Raw genomic sequence first — 17,165 nt, 5'->3', positions numbered from 1 at the left:
TTCTTATATATTCTAAGACTGATTGAGCTCTTGCTGAGGACAAATTAAGATTATAAAGATAACTTTCCTGATTTTTCTTTTTAGGAGCGATAGTATCAGTGTGACCTTCAATTCTTATTTCGCTTATATATTTCAAATTTTTATCGTCGAGAATAATTGCTTGGTACTTAGGCCATATATCAGAAATTTTGGATTTAAATGATGGCGTCATTTCTGCCGAACCGATTTCAAACAATTCTTCTGACTTATTTACTGTATCTTGTAAAAATTTAAGTGACATGTCTTTGTCAAGCTGCACATTTTTACTCTTAAAATCTTCTTTTAAGTCTTCTCCAATTGCATTATAAATTTCATCTTTAATAATTGTATCGGAAATACCCTCTAAGATATAGGCAACTGCTATGAATAAAAATATAACTGCTAAGCACGTCATAATATCTGAATATGCGACAAAATTGTGATCCGATTTCGTATGAGTACGTGCCATTATTATAGTGACTTTAAATTACTTTGGATTAGTTTTGGAATAGCCTCGTAATGTTTCTTAAACATCTCATCCATAGAAGCCATTGTTTTTTGGATACCTATCATGTATAATCTTTCCTCTTCGATATCAATGTTTCTCAAAGCTGCTAATTGATCGTTAAGCAGTTCTATATTTGCTCGTAAATTGGTAATGCCACTCAAATGACTTTTTGTATTTTCCAATTCCTTGGTAAATTGTTGTAGCGAATCTTTTATATGTCTTGAAGCCTCATTCAAATTAGTTGTGATTTCTTTGAAAGTTGAATCATTTACCATTACTGAATTTAAAGCATCTATTATATCATATAATTTGCCATTTTGAGCTAACAGATTGGAGTTCGTAATCACTATTTTCTCCAAGTTTAAATTCATGTCTTCAGTATACTTAACAATTTTTTCATATCGCTGGGCAAAATTTTCTATATAGAGCTTATTTTCCTTTTGCCAATTGTTCAGAGCATCAATAGAACTAGTAAGTTCGTTGAAATTTTGTTTGACAAGTAAACCAAGAGTGTCGCGGAAACCCGAATTCAAATCTGATATAACTTCTTCTAGTGCTTCAATTAAAGCATCATGATTTGATGTAGCTAAGTTTTCTCCAAACTTTGAAAGATTATCAGCCAGTTTTTTATTAGATTCTTGAATTTTGTTTATAAGCTCCTCTGAAAAAGCTCTATTTAAACTCGATATACCTTTATTTAAGTCTCCCAATAAAATATTAGTTTTTTGCATCTCTAAGAATTCCGGGGAGGCAGGTGGTTGTATATCACCATATTTATGAAGAATAGAGTTTACACGTTTTTTATATATTAGGGAAAATATCAGTCCCAATATAGTAACTATAAAGGCTAACTTGAGACCTTCTAAAAGATCATTCACACTCTCTTTAATTTCGCCAGCATTCGTTTTAAAACCAAATAATCCGATTACAATTCCACAACATGTACCTAACAAGCCAATTGTGACAAATGTACTAGGCATGTTTTCTAATTGATAGTAGTTTACAAATTTTCTAAACGAGGGATTTTTTGTTTTACTTATTATTGACTCGCAATAAATGGCATATCCGATTATTATTACGAAAGCTAAAACAATTATTATTAACTCTTTATTCATAAGGTTGATTATATTTTATACAAATAAATAAAATATTTATAATCCTTTTTTTGTGAGCTTAAAAAATAACCATTTTTTTTAATAAATAATCATTGCAGCTATTCACTCCTTTTCTACAATTTCAAACAATTTATACTTATCCTTCACTAATCGGTACTTCATACCTAGGTTAAGCTTATTTATTGGAAAATAACTTCTTAGTGTTTGTATGCTAATTTCTTCATCACCATGCTGGAAGTAACGTGATATCATCTTAACCCACACCATTTCAGTAGAAGGTCGTAACAACCGTACGCCATCTTTATTAGGAAGCCTGAGTTCACCCAATTGCTGTATAATGTCGACGAGTGTGTATAGATAACCTTTTGTAATGCGGATTTTTTGATCGGTCTCAAATACCTTCATTTCTTTAAGAAGCTGTTCTTTGTGTGCAAGCTGTTTTTTAAGTTCATTAATTTCAGAATTGTATCGAGTTATGGTAATATCTACGGGGTCAAGGTATCCATAGGTATTTATGGATATGAGATAATCCCTGAATATACGCAGCATTTTCAAATTAGCCCGGTTCCGTCCATGATTACGGGAAAACGGCGATTCTTTCCGTAACGCTTCAATATGGTCGGCTACAATTTCACGCACATGCGCATAAAACTCTGCTTCGCTACATTTGCCGCTACTTACAGCGTATTTTAAATGATAGCCATAAAACGCTTCCTGTTCATCGTTCCCTATTTGATACAACCTTGCCAGGAAATGGTTGTCATCGTATAAGTTCCAAAAGCCTACAGGGCTGCCAATATCGTATCGGTGTTGCCTTCTTGTAAATGGACGGCGTATTTTGAAATAGGTATCTTTCATAGCGGTATTTTTACAAATTACACTAATGCAAAGAGGCAGTCATAAAAGACTGCCTCTAACAAAGATACGAAATTATTTGCCTGTGAATTGGGCAGACAGTGTCTGACCTTTTGAAAAGCGCATACACTGTCTGCGCTTTTCAAACATGTGTTTTCTATCCTAAAACGACATTCAGACGTTCCTGTAGCCTACCCATATCTTCACTCAATTTACTTTCAACAACCTTGACATAAATCTGTGTAGTCCGGATACTGGTATGCCCAAGCATCTTGGAAACACTTTCAATCGGTACGCCGTTGCTCAAGGTAACAGTGGTCGCAAATGTATGGCGGGCAATATGGAACGTCAACGTTTTGGTTATACCACATATATCTGCAATCTCTTTCAGGTACCCATTCATGCGCTGGTTAGAGATAACAGGGAATACGGTACTGCTGTATTGTGCCCGTGGATCATCTTTGTATTTATCTACTAAAACCTTTGCCTGTGGCAATAGCGGTACACGGACACTGGTGTCTGTTTTAACCCTGCTGGTTGATAACCAAAGCCCGCCATCAATACCTTTGATGATATTTTCTTTAGTAAGCTGTGTCATGTCAATGTAGGCAAGTCCGGTATAACAGCTGAACAAAAACATATCACGCACATGCTCAAGCCTGTCAATTATAAATTCTTTGCTAGCCAGGCTTGCAAGTTCTTCCGCATTCAGGCACTGGCGTTCCACTTTATCAAAGTGCTTCTTAAAACTTGAAAAGGGGTCTTTAGGTAACCAATCTAAGGTAATAGCAAGGTTTACCATCTTGCGCAACCTTTCAATGTGCTTCATAATTCCATTGTTGTTAAGGGGCTTTTGATGGTCTTGGGGTATATAGGTAGCAAGATAGCTCTCAAAGTCCATTACAAAGCGGTAATTTAACTCTACAAGGGCAATATCATTCCGCTTGTACTTATCCTTCAGGAACTTTTCAATATACCTTTGGGTAGTAATATAATTCTTCATTGTGCCGGGCGCAAGTTTATGGGCTGCCTCCTGGTTATGGTAGACTATGAGTTTACCAAGTGTCATCGTTTCTTCGTCACCGCCAACGAACAAAGACTTTACCGCATCAACTGTTACAGTTTTACGTTGTTGTACCAAGTCATTATAGCCGTCGGCTATAATAGTGCGTACACGCTCGATGTGACTGTTGAGTTTTATTATCTCTTCACGTTTGCCCTTTGCACGCCCCTTTACGTCATCCCAGTCTTTAGGCTGGACTTTTTGTTTAAGGGAGATTTCAGACCTCCTTCCATTTACCGTTATGCGAGCATACACGGTCGCTTTTTCATTCTTTTGCTGTTTAGGCATCCTGATAATGAACTGGATACCAAATGTGTTCTTGCTTTTCATACCAAATACATTTTGGGTTAAACTGATACATTTTGCCCGAACCTGCTCAAAAGTGCTCACAGAAAGCGGATAAAAAGGGTATCAAATCGTAACAAAAAGCATTAAAATAATCGACACAATATATTGTATTACAATTATTTAAGTGCTAATAGGTGAGTAAATTTATAACTTCAAATTCGCTCACGCAATTGCTCACATTCAGATTGATATTCTTTGGTATTTACTGGTATGAAATAAAAACAAAAAACCCGCAAATACTGATGATTTGCGGGTTTTTGACTGCCGTTGAAGGCTTTTTAGTCGGGGTGGCAGGATTCGAACCTGCGACCTCCTGGTCCCAAACCAGGCGCGATGACCGGGCTACGCTACACCCCGAGTGGCTCTAGTGAAGTGTAAACTTCACTGAAAGCGGTTGCAAATATAGTATTAAATTATTATAGTCAACAGGTATAATGTATTTTTATTTTTGGATAGCCAAAACTGATGTTTTTTAGTGGTATATAAATATGATAAAAGCTACATTTGTACTTTATTAATAAATAGATTTCACGATATACATTATGCCTGATACTATAGAAAAAATTAAATGCCTTATAATAGGCTCGGGACCTGCGGGTTATACCGCGGCAATATATGCCGCCCGTGCAGATATGAACCCGGTACTATATACGGGCCTGGAGCCGGGAGGCCAGCTTACCACCACCACCGAGGTAGATAATTTTCCCGGTTACCCTGAAGGGATAGACGGGCCTACCATGATGATACAGCTGCAGCAGCAGGCAGAACGATTTGGTACACAAGTGCGTATAGGCATGGCTACGGCGGTAGAGTTTAGTACCGTAACAGGCGGGTGGCACAAAGTAACCATAGACGGCAACAAAGAAATTCTTGCCCATACCATAATTATATCTACCGGGGCAACTGCTAAATACCTGGGCCTGCCAAGCGAGCAGCGCCTGCGTGGTGGTGGTGTTTCGGCCTGTGCCGTGTGCGACGGTTTCTTTTATCGTGGGCAGGATGTAGCAATAGTGGGGGCGGGCGATACCGCTGCCGAAGAGGCTACTTACCTTGCTAACATCTGCAAAAACGTAACCATGCTTGTACGCAAGGATGTAATGCGGGCCAGTAAAGCCATGCAGCACCGCGTTGCTAATACACCAAACCTTACCGTATTGTACAATACTGAGGTTGACGAAGTATTGGGCGACCAGGTGGTTGAAGGGTTGCGTGTAGTAAATAATGTTACCGGCGCTAAAGAAGAGATTGCCATTACGGGATTATTTATTGCGATAGGGCATAAGCCAAATACCGATATTTTTAAAGGCCAGCTGGATATGGACGAAACAGGTTACCTGATTACAGAAGCCAAGTCGACCAAAACAAACCTGCCGGGCGTATTTGCATCGGGTGATGTGCAGGATAATATTTACCGCCAGGCAATTACTGCAGCAGGCACAGGCTGTATGGCAGCCCTTGACGCTGAGCGCTACCTTGCCGACCTTGAAAGCTAATTTACGCAATGCAACTGCCGGTATAAGGCAATTGATTACAGCTAATAATATAAATAGGCCGTTTAATTTTTTTTAAACGGCCTATTTATATTATCTGAATTAAGCTAATTAAAATCGCTCATTTTATTTTTTAATAATTTTTTGAGTATAAACAGTGCCATTGTCATCCTGCAAAGTCATCACATAAACGCCCTCAGGCAGAGCAGCTATGTTAATAGTTGACGTTTCCTTTGCAGAAAGCACCCGCTGGCCCAAATGGTTATAAATAGCAATACTTATAATTTTATTGGCGGCGTCAATATTTAAAATTCCGTTAGCCGGGTTAGGGTATACTTTTATGTTCTCTTGTTTAAAGTCTTTAACCGCCAGTGCTTCAGTAAATGCTGTAACCGCAGTGTTTGTTATAATGGGCGGATTAAAATCAAAATAAATATCTGCTGCCGCCTGGATGATATCTCCTACCGCCACATCGTGCTTTGGTTTAATCCTGTAGGCAATAAAACCATGTGAATCCGGCTCGTTACTGCTGCTGTCCGGGAGGTTGATGTTATTGAATATAAAACTCACATCACTTCCGTTGTGTATGTTTACCCTGCCGTCATGGCTAAGGCTTTCCAGTTGCATGGTGCTCCAGTCCAGTTTATCGTCCAGCACATGGTCTACGCGTACGTTAATGGCGCTTGCCGTACCCGTGTTTTGAAAGCGGATAAGATAGTGCAGGTATTTGTCGGCATTTTCTATTAACACCTCATCTCCTTCAATGCAGGTAATGTCATTAGGGTCATAAGAACCTACTACAATTTGATTGTATGAAATTACATTATCATCTTCCGTATAATCACCTTCTACAGGGTTTATGGTTGCAGTGGTTATCAAAACATCGTCAATATTTGTAATGGGTGGTGCAAAAACATTAAACCTCAAATCGATAGTTTTAACTTCAAAAGGGTTTAGCCCTGTAAAATCAAACGCTATGGCATTTGCAGATTGAGAGGATACCGTTTCGGTAGCATTAAGAAAACTTAATTTTGAGCCATCATATTCAAAAGATACAGTTCCGCTTAATTGTGTAGTACCTATGTTGCGGTATACCATGCGGTAACCCGTGTCAAAGCCCGGCCTTGGGTCGTTCATTATAGGATAAAAGCTTACGGCCAGATCATTTATGGCGGCTTGAGGCGTTACACAAAAATTTGCTTCGTCAGTATTTCCATAACCTGCAAAATCCGACTCGAAACTTGAGGGGCTGGCCTCATAGTATGCAGGTAACTGCGACGTAATTTGTGTTGTTACCGTTCCCACTCCGGTGGTATATATTTGATACTGCCCGTTTTCCTGGGAAAATGTAGCGTTTGTACCCGTGTTGTCAGATGCTACCAGCAAAATGCCACTCAGCACAGCGTCTGCTTCGGTACAGCCGTCGCCCAGCAAGTCGAAACGGACTGTGCCATTAATGCTGTTAGATACAGGAGCGCCTGAATTTTGATGCCATACAATTTTATCATCATGTTCTGAAATAGACACAATATCTACAGTATTATTGTTATCAATGTCAGCGGCAAACATATCAAAGGGGCTGTTGAGGCTTTGCGAAATTATCTGCTGGGTATTTTCAAAGTTGCCCTGCCCGTCTGTATTTTCATACCAGGCAACTACGCCACCGTCGCCCGCTGCGGAAGATGCTACATCTGTATCGCCATCATTATCAAAATCTGCCACAACAACGCTTTTAGGATCTGTAATTATCGTTGTAATTACTTGAATACCGCCAAAATTTCCGGAACCGTTCAGATTTTGAGACCATCCCACAAAAGCAGAAGCTGAATTTTCGCCTGTATACACTATGTCGTTATCTCCGTCATTATCTATATCAGCAATTTTTGTTGAAACAGATTCATAAGACCCATCTTCTATAATTTGCCTTGTGCTAAAGGTACCCTGGCCATTTAAATTAAGGTAATATAAAAGCCCATAGTTTGAGGCTACCGAAATATCCAGGTCGCCATCGCCATCCAAATCACCAAAATCGACAGCATACATGGCAAAATTATTTATATTATCTATGGTTTGCTGGGCACTGAAAGTACCCTGGTTATCCAGGTTTTCGTACCATGTAATTCTCCCGCTGCCTAAACCAAAAATGTCCTGGTCACCATCATTGTCAATATCCGACAGGTACACCCTGTACGCCAGGTAAAGATTATCGTCTATAATTTGTGGTGGTGCAAAATTTCCAAGTCCGTCGGTATTTTTAAACCAGACAATTTTGTCTTCTAACCGGGAGGTAGCTAAAACATCTGCAAAGCCATCGTTGTCTACATTACCGGCAAATACCGATTCTGCCCCGTTAACGGTATCAGATATAATTACCTGCGTATTATAAAAGTTACCGTTACCGTCAAGGTTTTTAAACCATGATACTTTATCATCCCAGTAGGACGCCGCAACAAGGTCTTTATCTCCGTCGCCGTCTATATCCTCTGCCACTACAACGCGCCCGCCATCTATATGTTTTGTAAGTATTGCAGGGGCATATACTCCTTCGCCGTTAGTATTTTTAAATAACGTTATGTTATTATCTATATTAGTTGCGGTAAGGAAATCCAGGTCGCCATCAGCATCCACATCAAAAAAATCCATAGACCGTATATCGCCTGAATTTGGGCCAATAAAAATTTCACCACTAAAATTTCCAAGGCCATCGGTATTTTCAAACCAGCCAATCTTTTGGTCGGTATTAGACCCAAATGCAACATCAAGGTCTCCGTCGCCATCTACATCGGCCAGCCTCACCACCGAAGCTGCATCGGCAGTAACAGACAACACCTGCTGCGGGCCAAAGGTACCGGCACCATCTACATTTTCATACCATGCAATTTTATCGTCCCCCGCCGAAGCAGATACTACATCCATGTCGCCGTCGCCGTCTATGTCGCCCGAATGTACAGCCATTACAGAGTTAACCGCATTAGATATTAACTGCATGGCCCCAAAGCTGCCCGTTCCGTTAGTATTCTTATACCAGGTAACACCCTGCGAACCTCCCTGTATGGAATAGGAAGATACAATATCCAGGTCGCCGTCGCCATCAATATCAGCAGGATGAAACCCGGGAATCCTTGATGTATTAGTTTCAATATTAAAACTGTTGCCTAAAGTGCCTAAGCCATCAGTGTTTTTAAATCCTTTCAGGTCCCCTTCTGATGAGGAAGACCAAATAATATCCAGGTCAGTGTCATTGTCAATATCCGCAGCCATCACAAAATTTGCCCTAAAAGCATAGGTTGCCTGCTTAAGTACAAATGTGCCGTTGCCATCGGTATTTTCAAACCAGGTTATCGTGTTGCCTAAGCTCGATGCCACTATTGCATCTACATCTCCATCGGCATCTAAATCAGCGGCATATACGCCCCATGCATTTTGAATTTCTGACGAGATGGTATGGGCGGCAAAGTCACCGCCGGCACCGTCGAGGTTCTCCAGCCAAACCAGCCTGCCCCCATAGTAGGATGAGGTAAGGACATCTGAATCTCCGTCACCGTCTAAATCCGCAGAAAAAACTGAATTTGGCGATTGCACATAGAGCGAGTTGTCCATAACAAGATGGTCCTCAAATTCAACCTGGGCATTTACAAACAGGGAGGTGAAGAATACTGCAAAAAGTGTAATTTTTGATTTCATAAGTTGGTTTTGTTGATGTGCAAATGTAAAAAAAGATTATAAATGAGTACCAAATATCGATATGGATTTATTTTGCATAAACCTGGTTTCTACGTTGCTATCTATAGGCAGAGCCAGTTTTGATACTACTCAAACCCTAAAAGACCGTAGAATTTTAGGCATTTCCGGTCTTATTCAGGTAACGCCTCGGGAGTATTGCCTAAAATCAGGTGGTGCAAAATTATACCTGCACCATTATTATTTGGTTACATATACCCAGCCGGTAATAGGTTCAGGGAAACCGGGCTCGTTAAGCTCAAGTACAAAGTAGTAGGTACTGTTTGGCACGGTAGTACCTTCCGGGCCTACCTTTTTTTCGTTGGCTATGCCGTCCCAGTCAGACATGCTGTGGTTGCCTGTCCATACCAGGTTGCCCCAGCGGTTGTATATCGTCATTTTAAAATTAAAGAACACATTACGCAATCCCTTTACAAAAAAGGTATCGTTAATGCCGTCGCCGTTTGGCGTAACGTAGTTGTAGGTTTCAGGCTTGCATTTCTCGGTACGCAGCAAAAAGGAGGCTGTGGTATGGCAGGTGCCGTTGTCGAGGCGTGCGTAAATGCGCTGTGGGTTCTGGCTGGTCTGGAACATCGTTGTGTTAAAAATACGGTCGAGGTCCTGGTCGGCCAGCTGCTGGGTGGGGTAGAACGTAACCGTTTCATTAGGGTAGTTCTTAAGCAGCTCTTCATACGCCGAAAAATCGAACACCCCTACACCAAAGCCCTGGTCGCACTGCACAATGTCTTCGGGCTGGGCAATTTCAGGCGATAGCACAAGGCTTGTAGGCAACGTGTTGCTGTTATTGGTTTCATCGAGCTCTATTACAATTCCTGTGCTGTCTCCTGTATCATCGGCTACAAAGGTAAGCTCAAAATCCAGCGGAACACCTACCGGTATGGTAAGCGTAATATAATTGCTTTCACTTTCTCCAATAGCTATGGTGTCAATGGTTTCGGTATAGTCTAAAAATACGCCATTAACGTAAATGCTTACCGGGGTTCCGGCAGGCAGCACATCCGTACCGTTAAAGTTACCTACCGTATAATGCACGTGTATAACGCGCGAGTTACACTGTTTGTATACATCTTCAATCACCACGGTAGCATCAGGGAAATAACAGTCGATAATACGCAGGGTAAACTGAGCCGTATCAAAACAGCCGTGCTCGTCTTCCAGTCGCACATATACTATTGTATCCGGAGCAACCACGTAGGCACCCGGCGTATCAATACCGGCAGTGCCGTTAAGGGCGTCATTTAGCGTGGGGTGAAAAGTAACAACATCTGTAGGGCTAACTTTTAATGACTGTGCGTAAGCCGAAAAATCAAAACTGCCCACACCGGAGCCGTTAAAGGTTTCGCAGGCCTCTATATCGGCGGGCTGTGTAAGTACCGGCGATACCCAAAGGTTAACATTTAGTACCGTGCTAAAGTTATTATTTTCATTGGTTTCCTGAACGATACCCGTGCCATTTCCGGTATCATCGGCCTTGAAATATATTTCAGCAACGGGCCCCATGGCATCAGGAATAGTTACTGTAATGCTTTGTACCAATGTACCGTTTATTGCAATATCAGCCGTGGTTAGGGTAGTGGCGAGGTATTGCGAATCGGCATATACCGAAATGGGTGTGCCCTGCGGCAATATGTCAAAGCTATCAGGGTTACCTACGGTAAAATTAAGCGTAATGGTACGTGAATCACACGCCTGCTGCACCGTGCCGACTTGCACCACCGCATCCGGGAACAGGCAGTCTATTGCGGTTAAAGTAAATGTGCCTATGGTATAGCAGCCGTTTTCATCTTCAAGCCTTACATATATGGTTTGCGGGTTGGTGCCGTTTGAGGTGTAATTCGCCGGGTTTGTAATGTTGTCATTACCGCCTATTTCGGCAGCGGCCTGCGTAGTGTAAAAAGTTACGGTATCGGTAGGCTCATCTTTCAGCGAAGTTTCATAACCTGAAAAATCAAAGATGCCCGTGTTAGTGCCGTTGTCGGTTTCACATGCGGTAAGGCCAGCTATCTGGGGCAATACCGGTGGCAGCCACAGCGATACCGGCAGTATAAAATTGTTGTTGTTTTCTATTATTTCCTGCACGGTATTGCCGTTATCTACAGTAAGCCTCAGGTTAAAATTCAGGGGCACGCCTGCAGGTATGGTAAGCGTTATCGTAGCGGTTTCGCTGCCGTTTATGGGCAATTCAGTAGTGGTAGCGGCGGTAGCCACAAGGGTGTTGCCTGCATAAAAGCCTATGGGTGTACCGGCAGGCAGCACATCAAGGCCGTCCTGGTTAGTAACCGTATATGTTATGGTTATAACACGGCTGCTGCACGCCTGCACCGGGTTAGTGGCGGTAATAACGGCATCAGGATAAATACAATCGTCAATTAGCAACTGGAACGAGCCATAGCCCACACAGCCGTTAGCATCCTGCACACGCACATATATGGTATCCGGGCCGGAGATATAATTTGTAATATTGCCAATGGCATTTTGGGGCACCTGCGCATCAGCCATTGAGGTATAAAAAGTAACCACATCCGTAGGGTCATCCTTAAGCGACTCGGCGTAGCCCGAAAAATCAAACTCGCCCGTATTAGCACCCGGCGCCGATTCGCAGGCGGTAAGGTTGCCCGGATTTACATTGGCCTGCGCCCAAAGTGTTTCGTTTATGGTAAGGCTGTTGTTTGTTTCGTCGGTTTCGGTAACGTTGAAATTATAGTCTACTATAAAAAGCAGTTGCAGGTCGTCAGGGTACCCGGCGGGTATGGCAAGGTTTAGCGTGCCGCTTTCGCTGCCGCCTATGGGCAGTTCTGCAGTAGTAGAAAAGGTAGCCAGCAGGTCGCCGTTTACGTATACACCTACCTGTGTACCGGCAGGCAGCACATCAGTACTGTTAACGTTGTGCACGGTGTAGTCTATAGCCAGGGTGCGGCTGTTGCATTGTTTTGTAATATCCTCTACGGTAATGGTGGCATCGGGCAGCTGGCTGTTTAATTTTGTGATGATGGCATTTACCATTACAAAATCGCCTATGCTCCCGTTTCCGGATGTAAGCTGTATGTCTGCACTTTCATCTCCAATGGCAATATAATTTTGTATATCATAAATGTCGAGGTCCATATTGTGCATGTCCTGTGCACCGGTTACTGTATTGGAGCCGTTAAATGCATTATCCGGTGGATTTATACTGTTGCTTAATATGTTGCCGTTTATACGCAGGGTTTCGTTTACATGCAGCCCGGCGTCACCTTCCCAGGCTACAAAGCCTATTTTAGCGCCATCGTTATCAATAACATTAAGACTTGGGAGGGTTATGTCTATACTAAGAGGTACATAGCCCAAGCCATCATACAAGTTAATCTGGTTTAGGGGTAGGCTTGGGTTTTCGTAAAACACAATAATAACCCATCCACCAAAGTTTGTCTTATTCCCGCAATACATATTATCGGTCACCACTTCAGTAAGATCGAGGTCTGTAAGGGTATAGGTGGCGTTTCCGGTAGCTTGTACCTGTGTGGTGACATCGGCCCATGCACCAAAATAATCCCTCGAAAAAGGATCTCCACCTAAAAATGCCTGAAGCAGAAAATCGCGTTCGGCAGTAATGTCCTGGCCGTTCAGCTTAACTTCAAAATCACCCGAACCGGATCCTGCCCAGTACAGGTAGGCCTTAAATACATTGTCGTCAGCAGAAAGGTTAAGCACTGCCGACGAGGAAGTATCGATTAGGCATGGGTCGCCGGTTGGAATGGTGTTGTTTTCAACAGGGTTTAGGGTATTCCCCACGAATGTAAAGTCATACCTGCCGTTAAACTGCTGGTAGAGGGCTATGTCCTGACAATAAACCAGTGGCGATATCAATAGCAGCAGAAAAAGTAGTAGTTGGTTTAATTTCACGGCACTATAAATTTTTCCTAAAATTATGAAAAATAAAACAATACAAAAGCAGTTATTAAGAATACAGTGTTAAAAGCACATATAATGCTTTATGAAGCCTGTTTTTGCTTAAAATTATTTACATTAGCACGATAATATATTGTTATGAAATTACCATTTTTATATTTTGACCCCGGTACCGGTGCCCTTATAGTGCAGGCAGCCGTGGCCGTGGGCGCATCGGTTATGCTGTTTTACAGGAGGATAGTAACCGGTGTGAAGTCGGTATTTGGCAAAAGGGAAGAAAAAGACCTTATGGGCGATATAGACGATACTACTGATGGAGAAAAACAGGCATAGCGCTTCTTATAGGGACCCTTCCGGCTATATAGAGGTGATGGACGGTGAAATCTTGAGGCATATAAACCCCGTTTATTTTGCCCAGTACCATAAAATAAAAGCCGCCGGTTTTTTTGATACCCTGTTTAAAAATAAACTGCTTATACCGCATACCGAAGTTGATGCCAATGCCCGCCGTATACTACTAAAACCTGATGTGGTACCTTTTATTACCTATCCCTACGAGTGGAGTTTTAGCCAGTACAAGCACGCGGCACTGCATACCCTTAAGCTGCAAAAATACTGCCTGCAGCACGGTTTTTCGCTTAAAGATGCCACTGCTTTTAATATTGCATTTTATAACGGCGCGCCCGTTTTTATAGATACCCTATCAATAGAAGATTATACTGATGGCCAGCCGTGGCGGGCATATAAGCAGTTCCTGATGCACTTTTTAGGGCCGCTGGTACTGGCTAAGTATTTTGGCAATGATATGCTAAAAACGTTGCAACAGTATATAGACGGCATGCCGCTGCAAAAGGTTGTGGCACTGCTGCCCTTTACCGCGCGGTTTAATGCGCTGTTATATACCAGCCTGTACCTTACCGCTAAGTATGAAGATAAATACAGCGTTGAGAATAAAGTACATAAGGAGAGCGCAGGCAGGTCTGCTGTTAGTAAAGCATCACAGGTTAAAATAATAGATGCCCTGTATGGCTATATAAAAGGCCTTACACTAAATGAAAAAACCGAATGGAAAAATTATTATTCGGTTACTAATTATGATGCTGCAGCCTTTGAGCATAAAAAGCATCTGGTTAAAGACTGGGTAAACAGGATACAGGCCAGAAAGATTATAGACCACGGCGGTAATGACGGTACCTTTTCCCGTGAGGTTATGGCGGGCGCAGAGTTAGTGCTTACTACTGATATTGATGCCAATGCGGTAAACCAAAATTACATACAGGTGCTTGAAAACAAAGAGGGGAACATCTATCCGATAGTAAGCGATATGATGAACCCCGCGCCGGCAATAGGGTTTGCCAATAACGAAAGGCAGTCGCTGGAAGCCCGTATAGCGGCGCAGCAGTTTGATGCCTCACTCGCGCTGGCACTTATCCACCACATATCGCTGAGCGGCAATGTACCTTTTTCCATGTCGGCAGCCTATTTTGCAAAGCTGTCACGTTACCTTATTATCGAGTTTCCCGACAGGGACGACTCCTGGGTAAGCTTTTTGCTGGACAGCAAGCGCGAATTTAAAGGGCATTTTGATTACTACAGCCCATCAAATTTTGAGCGGGACTACCAGGAATATTTTACCCTGAAAGAGAAAGAAGTTATACCCGGCACCAGCCGCACGCTATATTTATTTGAACGGAAATAATGATAGAGAAACTACGGCAAAAAATAATACGCTTCATTACAAGCCCCGATGATGCCCCGCTACTGGCAGGCATTGCCATAGGGATATATATGATAGCGCATTATTATGCTAAAAACCTGGCGCTTGCAGCCTCATGGGGGCATTTGTTGTTTTTTACCATATACTATTTAATTATACCTGCCGTGGTTTTATTTTTGGGTTACAAATTGTTTTCCCTAAAAAAACTATTGCCGTACCGCAGCCATTTTTTATTTGTAACCATACCGTTGTTTGTAGCGTTTTATTTACTGCAACTGAGTTTCCTGGGGGTATATAAGCGGTTTATATTTGCCGGTGTGCTTATAATAGTTGTGCTGGCTTCGCTGCGGATTGCCCGTTATTATAAGCTTTTTGTAGTACTATTACTGTTGCTTTCTTTATTTAATGTGGTTCCGGTGGCATACGCGGGATATAGCTATATAACGGCATCAGATGCATGGCAGCATCAGCCTGACGGTATACTTACAACACAGTTTAAGAAAAAGCCTAATGTATACTACATCCAGCCGGATGGCTATACAAATAAGCCCAACCTTGATGGTAGTATATACAATTTTGACAATACTGGTTTTGAAAACTATTTAAATAGCAACGGCTTTACAACCTACACAAATTACCGCTCTAATTATTACAGTACGCTGCTGTCTAACGCGTCTATGTTCAGTATGAAGCACCACTATTTGCAGCCGGATGTGGAAGAGTTTAACGCACGCAATATTATTATGGGCAACAATCCTGTGCTACAGGTATTTAAAAACAATGGCTATACAACCCATTTTATAACAGAGCGCCCATACCTGCTTATGAACCGGCCTGAGCTGGGCTACCATTCCGCTAACTTTAATTACAGCGAACTGCCGTACCTTAAGGATGCCTGGGAATATACCCGTGATGAGGTGGCCGATTTTAAAAATATGAAACCTGCACCGGGTCCCCATTTTTATTTTATTGAGAAAATGCTGCCGGGGCATATAGCGGTATTCGGTTCTAAAGGGGCGGATGATGAGCACGCTAAATACCTTAAAAAGGTGCGTGAGGCAAATACATGGTTAAAGAACCTGATAACCGAAATAGAAAAAAAGGACCCTCATGGGATTATTGTAATAGCAGCAGACCACGGTGGTTTTGTGGGGTTTGAAACCAGCCTGCAAAGCCAGACGAAAACGGATAACCCATTACTTGTAAAAAGCATGTATGGCGCGTTGTGTACCATAAAATGGAACGCTGATGGCCATGATGTGTATGATAAAAACCTTAAAACATCGGTAAACCTGTTCCGGGTGCTGTTTGCATTTTTATCGCAAGACACCGCTTTACTTGAAAATTTGCAGGAAGATGCCAGTTATATCGATGCTGTTCGGCCCGAAGGCAGGCACAGGTATATAGACGCGCAGGGTAACATTGTATTTCAAAAAATAGAGTAGATGTATACTATTGAGCGTTATAATAAAGACTATTTTGCCGATTGGAATACTTTTGTAAAGGATTCTAAAAACGGCACGTTTTTGTTTGACCGCAATTTTATGGAGTACCATTCCGACCGTTTTGACGACTTTTCGGTGTTAATTTTTGAAGGTAAAAAGCTCATGGCAGTATTCCCGGCGCATGTAAAGAATGGCACCGTATATTCGCACCTGGGGCTTACGTATGGCGGGCTGGCTCTTGATTTTAAAATTTACCTTCATGAAACGGTAACCCTTGTAAAAGAGTTGCTGTCCTATTACAACAGCCAGGGTATCGAAAAGCTGTATATAAAAACCATACCGTTTATATATCACAAAGCGCCTTCGCAGGAACAAGAGTATTGTATGTTTCTTACCGATGCAAAACTGGTGCGGCGCGATAGTGTTAGTGTTATAGAAAATTCCGCAGGTGTAAAGTTTAATAAATCGCGTATTGAAGCCATCCGGAAAAGCACACGTAATGGGCTGGTTATTTCAGAAGATAATAACCTGGAACTTTTTTGGAACGGCCTGCTGATACCTAACCTGCAACAGCGTTATGCCGCAGCACCGGTGCACACCCTTGCAGAGATAATGCTTTTAAAAGAACTCTTCCCCAATAACATCAGGCATTTTAATGTGTACCACGAAGGGAAGCTTGTAGCCGGCAGTACTGTTTTTGTAACCGATACGGTAGCCAAGCCGCAGTACATATCGGGTGATGATGAGCGTAATGCACTGGGCAGCCTCGATTTTTTATACGACTACCTCATTACTGACGCTTTTAAACATAAAAAGTTTTTTGATTTTGGCTGTTCTAACGTGCAACAGGGCAGGAAACTGAACAGCGGGGTAAGTTTTTGGAAGGAAAGCTATGGCGCGCGGACCATAGCGCACGATTTTTATGAAGTTGCAACCGCAAACCATACGTTGCTGGATAATGTATTGATTTAAACTAT

Annotated in this window: 11 protein-coding genes and 1 tRNA gene; 5 read left to right on the top strand and 7 right to left on the bottom strand. The window is 42.1% G+C overall.

Annotation, left to right across the window (positions count from 1 at the left end; translation table 11 throughout):
• The 5 genes from ACLI09_RS10295 to ACLI09_RS10275 form a co-directional block, all read right to left on the bottom strand.
• Window positions 1-487 (bottom strand): OmpA family protein (locus tag ACLI09_RS10295; protein ID WP_411419531.1); only part of this gene is annotated, 487 nt, incomplete at its 3' end.
• A gap of 2 nt (window positions 488-489) precedes the next feature.
• On the bottom strand, window positions 490-1,641 hold the full coding sequence (locus ACLI09_RS10290) for a MotA/TolQ/ExbB proton channel family protein (RefSeq protein ID WP_411419530.1): 1,152 nt from the start codon (window positions 1,639-1,641) through the stop codon (window positions 490-492).
• Window positions 1,642-1,743: 102 nt separating this feature from the next.
• On the bottom strand, window positions 1,744-2,499 hold the full coding sequence (locus tag ACLI09_RS10285; protein ID WP_411419529.1) for a hypothetical protein: 756 nt from the start codon (window positions 2,497-2,499) through the stop codon (window positions 1,744-1,746).
• Window positions 2,500-2,653: 154 nt separating this feature from the next.
• Complete coding sequence (locus ACLI09_RS10280; protein WP_411419535.1) at window positions 2,654-3,847, bottom strand: site-specific integrase; 1,194 nt, start codon at window positions 3,845-3,847, stop codon at window positions 2,654-2,656.
• A 342-nt stretch (window positions 3,848-4,189) separates the two neighbouring features.
• Window positions 4,190-4,264, bottom strand: a tRNA-Pro gene (locus ACLI09_RS10275).
• A gap of 185 nt (window positions 4,265-4,449) precedes the next feature.
• Here ACLI09_RS10275 and trxB point away from each other — a divergent pair.
• Window positions 4,450-5,400, top strand: a complete 951-nt coding sequence (gene trxB / locus ACLI09_RS10270) for a thioredoxin-disulfide reductase (RefSeq protein ID WP_411419528.1) — start codon at window positions 4,450-4,452, stop codon at window positions 5,398-5,400.
• A gap of 123 nt (window positions 5,401-5,523) precedes the next feature.
• Here trxB and ACLI09_RS10265 read toward each other — a convergent pair whose 3' ends face one another.
• The gene (locus tag ACLI09_RS10265; protein WP_411419527.1) at window positions 5,524-9,081 is read right to left on the bottom strand and encodes a T9SS type A sorting domain-containing protein; all 3,558 of its coding nucleotides are present in this window, start codon (window positions 9,079-9,081) and stop codon (window positions 5,524-5,526) included.
• A 237-nt stretch (window positions 9,082-9,318) separates the two neighbouring features.
• A complete protein-coding gene (locus tag ACLI09_RS10260) occupies window positions 9,319-13,020 on the bottom strand; it encodes a CARDB domain-containing protein (RefSeq protein WP_411419526.1) in 3,702 nt (1,233 codons plus the stop codon).
• A 144-nt stretch (window positions 13,021-13,164) separates the two neighbouring features.
• On the opposite strand from ACLI09_RS10260, the gene ACLI09_RS10255 reads away from it, so the two are divergent.
• Genes ACLI09_RS10255 through ACLI09_RS10240 form a run of 4 tightly spaced genes read left to right on the top strand, consistent with a single transcriptional unit; the run spans window position 13,165 to window position 17,160 of the window.
• The gene (locus ACLI09_RS10255; protein ID WP_411419525.1) at window positions 13,165-13,359 is read left to right on the top strand and encodes a hypothetical protein; all 195 of its coding nucleotides are present in this window, start codon (window positions 13,165-13,167) and stop codon (window positions 13,357-13,359) included.
• Complete coding sequence (locus tag ACLI09_RS10250; RefSeq protein ID WP_411419524.1) at window positions 13,340-14,725, top strand: class I SAM-dependent methyltransferase; 1,386 nt, start codon at window positions 13,340-13,342, stop codon at window positions 14,723-14,725. The genes ACLI09_RS10255 and ACLI09_RS10250 overlap by 20 nt, the downstream gene beginning before the upstream one ends.
• A complete protein-coding gene (locus ACLI09_RS10245) occupies window positions 14,725-16,188 on the top strand; it encodes a hypothetical protein (RefSeq protein WP_411419523.1) in 1,464 nt (487 codons plus the stop codon). The genes ACLI09_RS10250 and ACLI09_RS10245 overlap by 1 nt, the downstream gene beginning before the upstream one ends.
• Window positions 16,189-17,160, top strand: a complete 972-nt coding sequence (locus tag ACLI09_RS10240; protein ID WP_411419522.1) for a GNAT family N-acetyltransferase — start codon at window positions 16,189-16,191, stop codon at window positions 17,158-17,160. It begins immediately after the preceding gene.
• Window positions 17,161-17,165 lie beyond the last annotated feature (5 nt).

Source organism: Flavobacterium sp. RHBU_24 (assembly GCF_046613695.1).
Classification (GTDB): domain Bacteria; phylum Bacteroidota; class Bacteroidia; order Flavobacteriales; family Flavobacteriaceae; genus Flavobacterium.
This window is presented reverse-complemented; position numbering and strand designations above follow the sequence as displayed.